Source organism: Streptomyces sp. CB01249 (assembly GCF_001905735.1).
Taxonomy (GTDB): Bacteria; Actinomycetota; Actinomycetes; order Streptomycetales; family Streptomycetaceae; genus Streptomyces.
On the sequence record NZ_LISW01000001.1, the window covers coordinates 1,134,816 to 1,148,659 of the forward strand.

Below are 13,844 nucleotides of genomic sequence, written 5' to 3' on the forward strand. Positions count from 1 at the left end.
GACCACCCGATGAAGTGCGGTATTGTTCTCATGCGCGTTCAGCCAGGGGGAAACCCCAGGTCAGACGGGCATCGGGACGTGGCGCAGCTTGGTAGCGCACTTGACTGGGGGTCAAGGGGTCGCAGGTTCAAATCCTGTCGTCCCGACTGGTGACAGTCGTAGGTCGAGGGCCGGTCTCGGAGAAATCCGAGACCGGCCCTCGACCGTTTCAGTCCGGGTGCCGCACCCGGAACCGGCGGTCAGGCGTTCTGGGCCCGCTGGGCGCGGTCGGCGGTCACCGTGGCCAGCTGCTCGAATTCCGCGGTCCACTCCTCGTCCGTGGAGAGCGCAGGCCCGTAGCGGAGTTCGATGAGTACCGTGCCCACACGGATCGTGGCACGTGCCGTCGTCTCGTCCATGGCGGCATCGTGCGTGGTCGTCGCGGCACGTTGATCGCCGACTTCCGCAAGAGGGAGTTCGTCCGCCTCAGCGGTCAGGGCCGCCCGGCTCTCCTCGAAGGCCTTCGCGCTCGCCGCCGCGCTGGAGCAGGACCAGACCCGGAACATGCTGCGGACCAGTGTTCCCGAGCTGTCGCGCCCGTAGGCGGAGACGAAGCTCCCCTCGGCCCACGAGCAGCTGACGCTCTTGTTCCGGCCGGAAGTGACGGACCCGTCTCTCTTCCAGTCGCCGGGCATGCTCGCGAGGTCCGGGACGACCCGCCTGACCTCGTCGGCGTTCAGGGCACGCACGGCGTTGTGGTCGCCGCTCCGGGACGACCCGGGAGAGTCGTCCGGTACGAGCAGTTCCACGCCTCCGTACACGGCCAGCGCGACCACGGCGACCAGCAGGGCGGCGAGCAGGGCGATGACGGCCCGCCCGGCCCGGGTGTTGTTCACGGTCAGCGGGCCCAGGGCGATGGAACTGCGCGAAACCTTGCTGCCGCTGATCATCAGGCTGCCCATGGTCTGTGTCGAGGGCGCGGTCAGCCGCACGTGCAACTGGTGCGACAGTTCCGGGTCCGCCTCGATCTCCTCCTGGATCGCGGACCTGGCCGAGGCCACTGCGGCGAGGTCGTCCGGGGCCCGGTCCAGCGTGTCCAGGGCCGTCCGCCCCCGTTCCGTCGCGGCGAGCCGGGCACGCAGGGCCTCGGCGAGCGCGTTCCCCGCTCCCTGACCGACTGCGCCCGCCGCCTCGGTCGCCGTCGCGGTGATGACCGCGACGACCATGGCCGCCAACGCGGATGCCTCCATGCGCTCCCCCCGGCTCCGGTGCCCGGCCCCCGCGAGGCGCCACGCCCGGTTCTCGTCGTCCCCCCACGACGTGCGGCGTGGTGGGGGACCAATGTGGCCCGCCCCGGCGCGTCCTGTCTTTGGCGGACAGCGCAGAGTTACGGCGCATTCAGCGCATGCCCCGCCCGGACCTCGCTCGGCGGGACCCCGTAGGCCTTGCGGAAGGCCCGGCTGAGGTCGGCGGGGTGCCGGAAGCCCCGGCGCAGGGCGATCTCGCCGACCGTGAGGTGCCGCAGGCCGGGCTCGGCCAGGTCGCTGCGGCACCGTTCCAGTCGCCGGCGCCGGATGGTGGCGGCGACTGACTCCCGCTCGTCGCGGAAGAGATGGTGAAGGGTCCGTACGGACATGTGGTGGTGGGCGGCGACGGCCGCCGGACCCAGGGCCGGGTCATCGAGGTGCTGCTCGATGAAGGCGTCGATCCGGGCGAGGAGCACTGTTCTGCGCGACCGGGCGGGCAGCGCACTCCGGTCGTCGAGTCGCGCCGCGAAGAGAGACGTGGCCAGGTCCACGGCGATGGTGCCCAGCCTCGCGAGTTCGGCGGGGCCCGCGGTGCGGGCGGCCTTCGGCAAGGAGGTCAGATACGGGACCAGCAGTGCGCCGGAGGCGGTTCCGGCCGGGAGCGGCTCGGCCAGCAGGCGGTCGGCGCGGTTCCCGGACAACGGGAGGAGGGTCAGTGGGAGACGGAGAAGGGTGATGCGGACGGGGGCACCCGTGTCCACGAAATCGCAGGCCAGCGGCTTCGAACTGGAGAACAGGGACATGTCGCCCGGCCCGAGACCGATGTCGTTGCGCCCCTGCTCCAGACGGACCCTGCCCTCCCGAACCAGCACCAGGAAACCGTCCTCGGGATCTTCCCTGCGGATCTGAGCCGGGGAGCGCCGCGCGGTCAGGGGGGAGAAGCCGAAGGCCGCGAGTCGGCTGCGGGGGAGTTCCACGGCCTCCGCCCAGCCCCGGAAACGTCGAGCGTGCGGACTCCGGATCGAGACGGGCATGACTTCCCGGCCGACCATGTCGCTCCACCAGCCGAACCGGTCCGGGAGCGCGATGCCGTCGGTGTCCACGGTCGCCACCGGCCCCGTCTCCGCCGGCTCCTTCCCGGGCTTACCCCTGAGGCTTGGCATACAACGATGTTGCCTGGTGCGGGAGTTGGGACGGAAGGTGGTGCCCGGCCATCTCGCGGCGGCCTGCGTGGAGACGGGGAGCGGCGGGGGCCCGGGGCTAGGCTGCCATCCATGAAGAAGCCTCGGGTGTTTCTCTTCGATCTCGGTGGGGTCGTCTGCCGCTTTCACCGTGAGCGGCGGCTCGAACGGCTCGGGGCCGCGTGTGGGCTCTCCGCGCGGCGCGTCGAGTCGGAGCTGTACGGGGCCGGGCTGATCGCGGCCTGGGACCGGGGGCAGGGGAGCGCCGAAGAGGTGGAGGGGGAGATCAGGCGGCGACTGGGGTTCGCGGGTACGGCGGAGGAGCTGCGCCGCATCTGGTGCGGGGCGTTCGAGCCCGACCCCGAGGTCCTGGCCGCGGCCGACCTCGTGCGGGACCGGCCGACGGCCCTCTTCACGGACAACGACGCGTTGCTGCGCGCCGGGCTGCCCGAGCGGCTGCCCGAGGTGAACGACCGCTTCGACGTGCTCGCGTTCTCGTGCGCGCTCGGGGCGACCAAGCCTTCCGAGGAAGCCTTCGCGGGCGCGCTCGGGCTGCTCGGGGCCGTCCCCGGCGAGGCGTTCTTCGTGGACGACCGGGAAGCCAACGTCCGGGCCGCCCGCGAGCTCGGGCTCACCGCCGAGCTCTTCGAGGGCGGGGCCGCGCTCCGGCGGACCCTGGAGCGGCTGCTCACGGGCTGAGGCCCGCCGCTCACCAGACCCCGTCGCGCCCGGCCGCCCCCTCCGTGGACTCGCGCAGGACCAGGCGGTGCGCCACCACCCGGTCCTGCGGGTGCTCCGAGGCCGGGCTCCCGGAGGCGTCCGGGCGCGTGGCCTCCTCGATGTGGTGGAGCAGCAGGTCCACCGCGACCCGGGCCACCGCCTCCTTGTCCGGGGCGACCGTGCTCAGCGACGGCACGCTGAAGCGGCCGCCCTCCACATGGTCGAAACCGATCACCGCCACGTCCTCGGGCACCCGTGCCCCGTAACCGTGCAGCGCGCGCAGCGCACCCAGCGCCAGCTGGTCGTTCAGGCAGAGCAGGGCGTCCGGCCGGACGCCGTCGGCCAGCACCCGGCGGACCGCGTCCGCGCCGTCGCTCATGTGGAACGCCTCCACCGGCAGCAGCGACGCCGGGTCGTACGGCAGGCCCGCCCCGGACAGCGCGAGGCGGAAGCCGCGGGTGCGGGCCTGGGCCGTACCGACGCAGCCGTCGTCCCGGCCGCCGACCGTGAGGATGCGGCGCCGGCCCAGCGCGAGCAGGTGCTCGGTGGCCTCGCGGGCCGCGCGTTCGTTGTCGATCGCCACATGGTCCGCGCCCTCGTTGAGCAGCTCGCCGAGCAGGACGGTCGGCGGCGGTCCGGTGTGGGCGCGCAGGTCGTCCGGCGCGAGGGCGAGCGGGCTGAGGATGACGCCGTCCACGAAGTCCGAGCCGAAACCGGCCAGGGCTGCCTTCTCCCGTTCGCGGTCGCCGCCCGACTGGTGGATCAGCACGGTCAGGGAGCGCTTTTCGGCCTCCCGGACGACATGCCGGGCGAGCTCCGCGAAGTACGGGACGTCGAGTTCGGGCACCACCAGGGCGATGATGCCGGTGCGTCCGCTGCGCAGATGGCGGCCGGCGAGGTTGATGCGGTAGCCGAGGTGGTCGATGGCCTCCTGCACCACGCGCCGCGTCCGGTCGGACACGTGCACATAGTCGTTGAGCACGTTGGACACCGTTTTCTCCGACACCCCCGCGTGCCGTGCGACGTCCTTGATCCTCGGTCGTGCCACCCGCGACTCCCCACCCTCGGTACGCGCCGAGTCTATGCCGTGGGCCCCGGCCGCCCCGTGCCGATGGGCGGCGCATCCGGCACAGGTGATGACCCAGCTCTTTACAGCCAATGTACATCGATGTAAAAACAGGGCACCGCATCGGGAGACCGGCGCGGATCACCCCCGATGTGCACGGGCGGCCGACGGCTGCCGTGCCGATGGCGCCTGCCGTCGGCCGGGCACGTCGTCCGGCGTCGAAAGGTCAGTGATGAACCCTGCACCTCCCGCACGAGGGCTGCCCGGACCCCGGGACCCCGGCCGCCCGCCCGCCATCGGGCGCCGTGGACTGCTGCGTTACGGCACCGCCGGGGCGGCCGCGCTGCTCGCGGCGGGCCCGCTCACCGGCTGCGCCTCGCCTGCGAGCGCGGGCGGGGCGTCCGCCCTGAAGGTCTGGGACCTCTTCCAGGGCGGCGACGGCATGCTGATGGACGAGATGATCGCCGCCGTCTCGAAGGGCGCCGACGGCTTCGACGTGGACCGCACGATCCTGGACTGGGGCCCGTCGTACTACACGAAGCTCGCCATGTCGGCGGCGGGCGGCCGGGCCTCCGACGTCGCCGTGCTCCACCTGTCGCGGCTGGCCGGATACGCCCCGGGCGGTCTGCTCGACCCGCTCGACCTGGACGTCCTCGCCGAATTCGGCGTGAGTGAGAAGGACTTCGCGCCCGCCGTCTGGAAGCGCGCCCAGCACCAGGGCACGGTCTACGCGGTCCCGCTGGACGTCCACCCCTTCATCGTCTTCTACGACAAGGACGTGGCCGACAAGGCCGGACTGCTCGACTCCGCCGGCCACCTGGCGCCGATGGGCTCGCCCGAAGCCTTCCTGGACGCCGGGAAGAAGCTCGCCGAGATCACCGGCAAGTCAGGCGTGCTCTTCGGACACGTCACCGACACCGCCCAGAGCTGGCGCCAGTTCGCCGCGCTGTACGCCCAGACCGGGGCCTCCTTCACGCTGCCCGACGGTGGCCCGCCGAAGATCGACATCGACGCCGCGGTGAAGGTCGTCACCTTCATGAAGCAGCTCTTCGACGGGCGCACCAACCCCAACAACCTCGACTACAACGGCGCGATGGCCGCCTTCATGGACGGCCGCGGCGGCATGATCATGGCGGGGGAGTGGGAGCTGCCCACGTTCCGCAAGTCCGGCATCAAGCACCTCGGCGCCGCCCCCTTCCCGCAGGTCTTCGCCCGCCCGGCCGTCTACGCCGACTCGCACAGCTTCGTCCTGCCGCACCAGAACGACCCCGACCCGGCCCGCCGCCGCCAGGCCCACCGCTACATCGCCGAGATCGTCAAACAGAGCCTGACCTGGGCGAGCGCCGGCCACATCCCCGCCTACCTGCCGGTGCAGGACCGCCCCGAGTACGCGAAGCTCGACCCCCAGTCGTCCTACGCGGCCGCCGGCGAGATCGCCGTGCTCGACCCGCCGAACTGGTTCGCCGGAGCCGGCGGCAACTTCCAGAACCGCATGTGCCAGCCGCTCCAGTCGGCGCTGCTGGGCAACACCTCCGCCGAGAGCGCGGTACGGCAGATGGTCCGCGAGGCGGACACCCTGCTGCGCCAGCCCAACCCGGTCGCCTGACGACAGCCGAAGGAGCCGCATCGTGACCACCACCGCGCCCGCCGGAGCCGCGGCGCCCCCGCAGCCACCCTCCGCGACGACGGCCGCGCCCCGGCGCCGCCGCTCGCTGACCCGGGGCGGCGGGCTGTTCGTCCTGCCGTTCCTCGTCGTGTTCGCGCTCTTCCTGGTCTGGCCCGTCGTCCAGGGCCTCTGGATGAGCCTCACCGACGCCTCGCTCAGCCTGCGCGGCACCGAGTTCGTCGGATTCGCCAACTACACCGAGGCGTTCGGGGACCCGGACGTCTGGAGCAGCCTCGGCAACACCGTCCTCTTCACCGTCATCTCCTGCGTACCGCTGGTCCTGGTCGCGCTCGGCATGGCGCTGCTCGTGCACAGCGGACTGGCCGGCCAATGGGTGTGGCGGCTGGCCTACTTCGCCCCGTACCTGCTGCCGGTCACGGTGGTCACGCTCATCTGGACGTGGCTCTACCAGCCCGACATCGGCCTCGGCAACCAGCTGCTCACCTCGCTGGGCATGGAACCCGTCGGCTGGCTCTCCGACGAGTCCGTGGCGATGTGGTCGGTCGCCGCCCTCACCGTCTGGTGGACCGTCGGCTTCAACTTCCTGCTCTACCTGGCCGCCCTGCAGTCCCTGCCCACCACGTACGACGAGGCCGCCGCGCTCGACGGCGCGGGCGCCTGGCGGCGGCTGTGGTCGGTCACCCTGCCGCAGCTGCGCCACACCACCGTGCTGGTCGCGATGCTCCAAGTGCTCGCGTCCCTCAAGGTGTTCGACCAGATCTACATCCTCACCAAGGGCGGCCCCAACGGCTCGACCCGCCCGATCCTGGAATACGTCTACGACGTCGGGTTCACCGGATACCGGCTGGGCTACGCCTCGGCGGTCAGCTACATCTTCTTCGCGATCGTCATCGTCGTCTCCGTCCTGCAACTCCGCTTCTTCCGTCAGGAGGGCTGACCGTGTCCGCCATCTCCACCCCCGTGCGCCGCCCGCGCCGGCCGCGCGAGGAGTCCGGCTCGCCCCTGCTGCTCGGTCACGGGCGGCTGCCCCGGGCGCTCGCCGGGACCGCGCTGACCGTGCTCGCCGTCGCCTGGCTGCTGCCCTTCGTCTGGGCGGTCGCCACCTCGCTGCAGAGCGAGCAGGACGTGATGAAGTCGGGCCTCTCGCCGTTCAAGGGAGCCTTCACCCTCTCCGCGTACCGGCAGATCCTGGACCGCGGCAACGTACCGACCTGGGCGTTCAACAGCCTGCTGATCTCGGTCCTGGTCACCCTGCTCACCACGGCCGTCTCCACGCTCGCCGCGTACGGCTTCTCGCGCGGCACCTTCCGCGGCCGCCGGACGCTGCTCGCGGTCACCGTCGCCGCGATCATGGTCCCGCCGCAGCTGCTGATCGTCCCGCTCTTCAAGCAGATGACGATGTTCCACCTGGTCGACACCTACGCGGCCGTCATCCTGCCGCAGGTGGTGGCGCCCATGATGGTCTTCATCCTGAAGCGCTTCTTCGACGCGATACCCCGCGAACTCGAGGACGCCGCCCGCATCGACGGCGCCTCCGAACTGCGGGTCTTCACCTCCATCGTGCTTCCGCTGTCCCGGCCGATCGTCGCCGCCGTCGCGATCTTCGTGTTCATCGGCGCGTGGAACAACTTCATGTGGCCCTTCGTCGTCACCAACGACCCGGATCTCATGACGCTCCCGGTCGGCCTCGCCACCGTCAAGGACGCGTACGGCATCCAGTACGCCCAGTCCATGGCGTCGGCCCTGCTGGCCGCGCTGCCCCTGATCGTCATGTTCCTGCTCTTCCAGCGGCGCATCGTCAACTCCGTCGCCACCACCGGCCTCGGCGGCGGCTGACCCCGCCGACTGTCCCTGCCCCGGCGCCGGTCTCCCGGCCGGCCGCCACCACGATCCACCTGGAGTACCTGTGCACACCCCCTCCGTCCCCCGTCCGGAGTACCCGCGCCCGCAGTTCGTACGGCGCGACTGGCTCAACCTCAACGGGACCTGGCAGTTCGAGACCGACCAGGGGGACAGCGGTCTCGAACGCGGGCTCCTGGAGCGGGACTTGACCGGCGAGATTCTCGTACCCTTCGCCCCCGAGTCCGAGCTCTCCGGCGTCGGCGACACCGACTTCCTGGAAGCCGTCTGGTACCGGCGCCGGTTCACCGCGCCCGCCGAGTGGGCCGGCCGCCGGGTGCTGCTGCACTTCGGCGCCGTCGATCACGACACCACCGTCTGGGTGGACGGTACCGAAGTCGTACGCCACCGAGGCGGGTTCACCCCCTTCACCGCCGACCTCGGCGACCTGGCCCCGGCCGGGCGCGAGGTGGAGATCACCGTCCGCGCCCGCGACCCGAAGTCCGGACCGCAGGCCCGCGGCAAGCAGGCGATCCAGTACGCCAACCACGACTGCAACTACACGCGGACCACCGGCATCTGGCAGACCGTCTGGGCCGAACCGGTCGCCGACGCCCATCTGCGCCGCCCCCGCATCACCCCCGACCTCGCCGCCGGGGCCTTCCACCTCGAACTGCCCCTGTCCGCCAACCTCCCCGGCCACCGCGTGCGCGCCGTCCTCAGCGACGGCACCGGCGAGGTCTGCCGCGCCGAGGCCCGCGCCGACCTCGATCTGGCCCCCCGCCTGTACCTGCCCGTCCCGGAGGACCGGCGCCGCGAGTGGAGCCCCGAGGACCCCCACCTGTACGGGCTCCGCCTCGAACTCCTCGGCCCCGACGGCGAATCCACCGACACCGTCGAGAGCTACGCGGGCCTGCGCTCCGTCTCCATCCGGGGCAAGGCCGTCCTCCTCAACGGCCGCCCCCGCTTCCAGCGCCTCGTGCTCGACCAGGGCTGGTACCCGGACGGGCTGATGACCGCCCCCACCGACGAGGCCCTGGTCCGCGACATCGAGCTCTCCATGGAGGCCGGTTTCAACGGGGCCCGGCTGCACCAGAAGGTCTTCGAGGAGCGCTTCCTCCACCACGCCGACCGCCTCGGCTACCTGGTCTGGGGCGAGTTCGGCGACTGGGGCTGCGAGGTCGGCGGCTCCTCCGGCGACAACCAGCGGCCCGACGCCTCCTTCGTCGCGCAGTGGCTGGAAGCCGTCGAACGCGACTACTCCCACCCGTCGATCGTCGGCTGGTGCCCGCTCAACGAGACGTACCAGAAGCTCCACGACCGGATCACCCAGCTGGACGACGTGACCCGCGCGATGTTCCTCGCCACCAAGGCCATGGACACCTCCCGCCCAGTAATCGACGCCTCCGGCTACTCCCACCGGGTCCTGGAGACCGACATCTACGACTCCCACACCTACGAGCAGGACCCGGCCGCCTTCCGGCAGCTGGTTTCCGGGCTCGCCAAGGGGGAGCCGTTCGTCAACACCTACGAGAACGGCGCCGCGTACTCGCAGCCGTACCGGGGACAGCCCTACTTCGTCAGCGAGTTCGGCGGGGTCTGGTGGGACCCGGAGGCCGCCGCCGAACAGTCGGGCAGCGACCGTACGGTCTCCTGGGGTTACGGCGACCGGGTGCGCACCGAGGACGAGTTCCACGAGCGGTTCGCCGGTCTGACCGGTGCGCTGCTGGGGGACCCGGACATGTTCGGCTACTGCTACACCCAGCTGACCGACGTCTTCCAGGAGCAGAACGGCGTCTACCGCTTCGACCGGGGCACCAAGCTGGACATCGCCCGCATCCGGGAGGCCCAGCTGCGGCCCGCCGCGATCGAGGAGCCGAACGCCGGCTGACGGTGACACACGCGGATGCCCGCCCCTTCCCGGCAAGGAAGGGGCGGGCATCCGTCGTGGTCAGACCCGTTCGAGCCGCCAGAGCTGCGGCTGCTGGCCGTTGCACGTCCACTGCTGAACGTTGGCCCCGGCCGTACGGGAGCCCTGCGAGACGTCCAGGCACTGCCCGGAGGACTTCACCACCAGCCGGTAGTAGCCCCGCCCGGCGTTCTCCAGCCGCCAGTCCTGCGCGGCCGCCGCGTTGCAGTACCACTGACGTACGTTCGCGCCGGGCGTCGCGGAGCCGTTCTCCACGTCCAGGCAGTAGCCGCTGTTGACGCCGGTGAGCGTGAACGCGTCGCCGTGCGCCCGCAGCGTCCAGGCCTGCGGACCGAGGCCGTTGCACGTCCACTGCTGTACGTTGCCGCCCGCGTCCCGTGAGTCGGCGGCGACGTCCAGGCACTGGGCGCTGTTGGCGTTGACCAGCCGGTAGCGCGCACCGTCCGCCACCCCGGCCGCGTCACCGCTGCCGGTGAGGGGACCGGTGGCCACGTAGGGGCGGCAGACGTCGCCGTCCCAGTCCGTCGCGATCTCCAGCACGGTGCGGCCGTCCGCCGAGGGCAGCAGCGGCGAGCTGTAGTTCGGGCAGTACGTGGCGGTCGGTGCCGCGACCTTCACGGGGGCCTCGATCTCGTACCACGGGCCGGTGCCGTTCTCCGTGTTGGCGAGGATCGTGCGGCCGCTGTCGGCGGCGGGTGTGCCGTCGCGGTTCAGGAGCTGCTGGCCGATGAGGAGGAGCCGGCCGTTGGCCCCGCCGCCCGGCGCGGGCGCCCAGGCGATGGTGGGCGCGGCGCGGAAGTACTTGCCGTCCACGGTTTCCGGGCGGTAGCCGAGCGAGGCGGGGTCGCCCCAGTCCCAGCCGTCCGGGGAGGTCCGGTAGTGCACGACGCACTGGTACTGGCCGCCCGGATTGCAGATCTCGTAGCTCATGAAGTACGTGCCGTTCGGCAGTCGGCGCACCATGGGCATCCCAGGCCGGTCCGGCTCCCAGGAGCTGGCGACCGTGTTGCGGCGGTCCTGCCAGGTGACCCCGTCATAACTGCGGGCGGCGGCGAGCTTCTGGTTGTGCGCGGGGTCCGTCTCGTCGGCGTAGTGGCAGACGAGCGCCCCGTCGGCGGCGACGGAGAACTCCGGCTCCCACAGCCCGCCCGTGCCGTTCGCGGTGGCGCAGGTGGAAAGGTAGGACCAGGTCCGGCCCACGTCGTTGCTCCGCCAGACGCGCAGCGCCATGCGCCGGTTCTGCTCGTCCGCACCGGACGAGGCGGACCACAGCAGGGTGCCGGGCGCCAACGAGCCCACCTGGCGCGGGAGTTCGAAGAGGGTGGAGCAGCACAGGCCCTGCCCGCCCGACGACTCCGGGTCGGTGACGGCACCCACCTGCCGGAAGGTGGCCCCGCCGTCGGTGCTCTCGTGGATGGCACCGACGCCGTTGTTGCCGTTGAAGGTGACGACGCTGGCGAGCACCCGGCCGTTGGCGGAGCCGCTGTGCTCCAGCCGGATCGCCCTCGGGTAGAGGCCGGTCCCGCTGCCCAGCGGGGTGCCGTTGGCGGCGGCGACGGCGGGCGCGGCGGGGGAGGTCGCGGGGGCGGCCGAGGCCGGGGCGAAGGTCAGACCGATGGCGGCGGCCAGGACCGGGGCGACGGCGCGCGCCGCCCAGCGGGCGAGGCGGCCGGCCGTCGCGGAGGAGGGGAGGGATGCGGGTCTGGGGGGTCGGCGCAAGGAGAGCACAGGCTTCCTTCCTCGGGGGCACGAAGGCGTGGGGGGCCCAGGTCCAGTCCGGGTGGGGCTGCTGACGGCGAAACAGTAGGGCCGGATGTACATCGATGTAAACAGGGCGGACAGCTTCCGCTTCAACGACTGTCCGAGCGCGTCGGGGCCGGGCGCGTCAGGGTGCCGTGAGTGTCATCTCGAAGGAGTACCGCGACGCCCGGTACAGGTGGCGGGCGTACTCCACCGGACGCCCCCCGTCGCCCAGCACCGTGCGTTCCACGGTGAGCAGGGTGCCGCCGCGCCCCTCCGCCAGCAGCCGGGCCTCGGCCGCCGTGGCCCGGCGGGCGCCGATGGTCTGCTCGGCGGACCGCAGGGTGATGCCGGAGCGCCGGAGCAGTGCGTAAAGCCCGTGCGTGGCCAGGTCGTCCTCGGTGAGGTCCGCCAGGCCCATCGGCAGGTGGTTCTCCAGGACGGCCATCGGCTCGTCGTCCGCGTACCGGAGCCGCCGCAACTCGACGGTGTCCATGCCCGGTTCCAGCTGGAGGGCGGCGGCGATCCGGCCCTCGGCGGGGCGGACGCGCATCGACAGGACCTCGGTGCGCGGGCGGCGGTCCTCGCGCTGCAGGTCCTCGTACAGGCTGGTGAGTTCCACCTGGCGGCGGACCCGGTTGTTGACGACCTGGGTGCCCACCCCGCGTTTGCGCGACAGCAGCCCCTTGTCCACCAGATGCTGCATGGCCTGACGCATCGTCGGGCGCGAGAGCCCGAACCGGTCCGCCAGCGCGATCTCGTTCTCCAGCCGGGCACCGGGCGCCAACGTGCCCGATTCGATGAGGTGTTGGAGCTGCTGCGCGAACTGGAAGTACAGCGGAACCGGGCTGGACCGGTCGATGGTGATCAGCCTGGTGAGCGGTTCCATGCCGGGCTCCTCGGAACGTCGTGCCACGTACTCAGTATGCCGTAAGCCCGCGCCCAGCTCAGTACGTATATATGTCAGTACAAATGCTTGACCCGGCGCGATCGGCGACGATACAAAGACGAAGATCAGGAGCGTCGGCCAGCAGGCCCCCATCCGCCCCGGAGGCACCCGCGCATGCGCATCGGACTCATCGGAACGGGCCGCATCGGCGCGTTCCACGCCGCCACCCTCGCCGCCCTGCCCGCCGTCGACCGCCTCGTCCTGCACGACGCCGTCGAGCAGCAGGCCCGCGAGCTGGCCGGGAAGCTGGGCTCCGACTGGACGGGCGACCTGGACGCGCTGCTCGGCTCCGGCCTGGACGGGGTCGTGATCGCCGCCCCCACCGCCGTCCATGACACGCTGATCCGCGCGGCCGTCGCCGCCGGGGTGCCCGTCTTCTGCGAGAAGCCGGTTGCCGCCGGCCTCGAAGCCACCCACGCCCTGCTGGCCGCCACCGCCCGTTCCGGCGTGCCGCTCCAGGTCGGCTTCCAGCGCCGCTTCGACGCCGGGTACACCGCCCTGCGCGACGCGGCCGCCGCCGGGGAGCTCGGCTGGCTGCACACCGTACGGGCGTGCACCGCCGATCCGGCGCCCCCGCCGGCCGGATACCTGCCGCTGTCCGGCGGCATCTTCCGGGACTGCGCCGTGCACGACTTCGACAGTGTGCGCTGGGTCACCGGCCGCGAGGTCGTGGAGGTCAGCGCCACCGGGGCCAACCGGGGCGACGGCTCCTTCGCGGCGGCCGGTGACGTCGACACGGCCGTCGCCGTCCTCACGCTGGACGACGGCACCCTCGTCAGCTGCACCGCCACCCGCTACAACGGCGCCGGATACGACGCGCGCATGGAGCTCGCCGGTTCGCGGGCCACCCTGGCCACCGGGTACGGCGACCGCGCGCCCCTGCGGACCACCGCCGACGGGACGCCGTCCGGCACCGCCCCGTACGACGGCTTCCTCAGCCGCTTCCACGACGCGTACGTCGCCGAGATGGCGGCCTTCACCGAGGTCGCGGCGGGTCTGCGGCCCAGCCCCTGCACCGGGGCCGACGCCTTGGCGGCGCTGCTGATCGCGGAGGCCGCCGACCGCTCGCGGCGCACGGGACGGCCGGTGCGCGTGGGGGAGTGAGGGCGGGGGGCCGGGCCGGGGTGAGGTGTCGAATGAACGTCCGGTTACCATATGAGCGCCGCCTAGCTCGAAAGATAAACCTGTGACTGTCAATGACGACGCGTTCACCAACTGGAAAAACCGCGAGGAGATCGCGGAATCGATGATTCCGATCATCGGGAAGCTGCACCGCGAGCGGGACGTCACCGTCCTCCTGCACAGCCGCTCGCTGGTGAACAAATCGGTGGTGAGCATCCTCAAGACCCACCGATTCGCCCGGCAGATCGACGGCGCGGAGCTCTCGGTCACCGAGACCCTGCCCTTCCTCCAGGCCCTCACCACCCTCGACCTGGGCCCCTCCCAGATCGACATCGGCATGCTCGCCGCCACCCACAAGGCGGACGACCGCGGCCTCAGCGCGGCGGAGTTCACCGCGGAGGCCGTCGCCGGCGCCATCGGGGACAACAAGATCGAGCGCCGCGA

The 13,844-nt window shown here is 71.9% G+C and carries 11 protein-coding genes, 1 tRNA gene and 1 pseudogene; 8 read left to right on the plus strand and 5 right to left on the minus strand.

Going from position 1 to position 13,844, the window contains the following annotated elements:
• Nucleotides 1-72 precede the first annotated feature (72 nt).
• Nucleotides 73-146: transfer RNA gene (locus tag AMK18_RS04785), tRNA-Pro, on the plus strand.
• Between the two features lie 93 nt (nucleotides 147-239).
• Here the strand turns inward: AMK18_RS04785 and AMK18_RS04790 are convergent.
• Both AMK18_RS04790 and AMK18_RS04795 read right to left on the minus strand, forming a co-directional pair.
• Nucleotides 240-1,229 carry a hypothetical protein gene (locus AMK18_RS04790; protein WP_241836447.1) on the minus strand — a complete coding sequence of 330 codons (990 nt, stop codon included), beginning with the start codon at nucleotides 1,227-1,229 and terminating at the stop codon, nucleotides 240-242.
• Between the two features lie 137 nt (nucleotides 1,230-1,366).
• Nucleotides 1,367-2,389, minus strand: coding sequence for a helix-turn-helix domain-containing protein (locus tag AMK18_RS04795; RefSeq protein WP_073861753.1), 1,023 nt, complete (start codon nucleotides 2,387-2,389; stop codon nucleotides 1,367-1,369).
• Between the two features lie 111 nt (nucleotides 2,390-2,500).
• Between AMK18_RS04795 and AMK18_RS04800 the strand changes: the two genes are divergently transcribed.
• Nucleotides 2,501-3,106: an HAD family hydrolase gene (locus tag AMK18_RS04800; RefSeq protein WP_241836448.1), complete on the plus strand. Its 606-nt coding sequence runs from the start codon at nucleotides 2,501-2,503 to the stop codon at nucleotides 3,104-3,106.
• A 10-nt stretch (nucleotides 3,107-3,116) separates the two neighbouring features.
• Here AMK18_RS04800 and AMK18_RS04805 read toward each other — a convergent pair whose 3' ends face one another.
• Nucleotides 3,117-4,175: a LacI family DNA-binding transcriptional regulator gene (locus AMK18_RS04805; RefSeq protein WP_073861755.1), complete on the minus strand. Its 1,059-nt coding sequence runs from the start codon at nucleotides 4,173-4,175 to the stop codon at nucleotides 3,117-3,119.
• Nucleotides 4,176-4,425: 250 nt separating this feature from the next.
• On the opposite strand from AMK18_RS04805, the gene AMK18_RS04810 reads away from it, so the two are divergent.
• From AMK18_RS04810 to AMK18_RS04825, 4 genes are all read left to right on the plus strand, one after another.
• Nucleotides 4,426-5,799, plus strand: a complete 1,374-nt coding sequence (locus tag AMK18_RS04810; RefSeq protein ID WP_073861756.1) for an extracellular solute-binding protein — start codon at nucleotides 4,426-4,428, stop codon at nucleotides 5,797-5,799.
• A 22-nt stretch (nucleotides 5,800-5,821) separates the two neighbouring features.
• On the plus strand, nucleotides 5,822-6,757 hold the full coding sequence (locus tag AMK18_RS04815; RefSeq protein WP_018100084.1) for a carbohydrate ABC transporter permease: 936 nt from the start codon (nucleotides 5,822-5,824) through the stop codon (nucleotides 6,755-6,757).
• A gap of 2 nt (nucleotides 6,758-6,759) precedes the next feature.
• Nucleotides 6,760-7,656 carry a carbohydrate ABC transporter permease gene (locus AMK18_RS04820; RefSeq protein WP_018100083.1) on the plus strand — a complete coding sequence of 299 codons (897 nt, stop codon included), beginning with the start codon at nucleotides 6,760-6,762 and terminating at the stop codon, nucleotides 7,654-7,656.
• 70 nt (nucleotides 7,657-7,726) lie between these two features.
• Nucleotides 7,727-9,550: a glycoside hydrolase family 2 protein gene (locus AMK18_RS04825; RefSeq protein WP_073861757.1), complete on the plus strand. Its 1,824-nt coding sequence runs from the start codon at nucleotides 7,727-7,729 to the stop codon at nucleotides 9,548-9,550.
• Between the two features lie 60 nt (nucleotides 9,551-9,610).
• Here the strand turns inward: AMK18_RS04825 and AMK18_RS04830 are convergent, their stop codons facing one another.
• Nucleotides 9,611-11,317: an RICIN domain-containing protein gene (locus AMK18_RS04830; protein ID WP_073861758.1), complete on the minus strand. Its 1,707-nt coding sequence runs from the start codon at nucleotides 11,315-11,317 to the stop codon at nucleotides 9,611-9,613.
• Between the two features lie 157 nt (nucleotides 11,318-11,474).
• On the minus strand, nucleotides 11,475-12,218 hold the full coding sequence (locus AMK18_RS04835) for a GntR family transcriptional regulator (RefSeq protein ID WP_018100080.1): 744 nt from the start codon (nucleotides 12,216-12,218) through the stop codon (nucleotides 11,475-11,477).
• A gap of 174 nt (nucleotides 12,219-12,392) precedes the next feature.
• Between AMK18_RS04835 and AMK18_RS04840 the strand changes: the two genes are divergently transcribed.
• Nucleotides 12,393-13,382, plus strand: coding sequence for a Gfo/Idh/MocA family protein (locus AMK18_RS04840; RefSeq protein WP_073861759.1), 990 nt, complete (start codon nucleotides 12,393-12,395; stop codon nucleotides 13,380-13,382).
• An 82-nt stretch (nucleotides 13,383-13,464) separates the two neighbouring features.
• A pseudogene (locus AMK18_RS35130) lies at nucleotides 13,465-13,844 on the plus strand (glyceraldehyde-3-phosphate dehydrogenase); the annotation flags it as partial.

What these genes read in the sequence shown, in the direction of transcription:
- AMK18_RS04800 (WP_241836448.1), top strand. Translation starts at nt 2,501, where the DNA reads ATGAAGAAGCCTCGGGTGTTTCTCTTCGATCTCGGTGGGGTCGTCTGC.
- AMK18_RS04810 (WP_073861756.1), top strand. Translation starts at nt 4,426, where the DNA reads ATGAACCCTGCACCTCCCGCACGAGGGCTGCCCGGACCCCGGGACCCC.
- AMK18_RS04835 (WP_018100080.1), bottom strand. Translation starts at nt 12,218, where the DNA reads ATGGAACCGCTCACCAGGCTGATCACCATCGACCGGTCCAGCCCGGTT.
- AMK18_RS04840 (WP_073861759.1), top strand. Translation starts at nt 12,393, where the DNA reads ATGCGCATCGGACTCATCGGAACGGGCCGCATCGGCGCGTTCCACGCC.
- AMK18_RS04790 (WP_241836447.1), bottom strand. Translation starts at nt 1,229, where the DNA reads ATGGAGGCATCCGCGTTGGCGGCCATGGTCGTCGCGGTCATCACCGCG.
- AMK18_RS04795 (WP_073861753.1), bottom strand. Translation starts at nt 2,389, where the DNA reads ATGCCAAGCCTCAGGGGTAAGCCCGGGAAGGAGCCGGCGGAGACGGGG.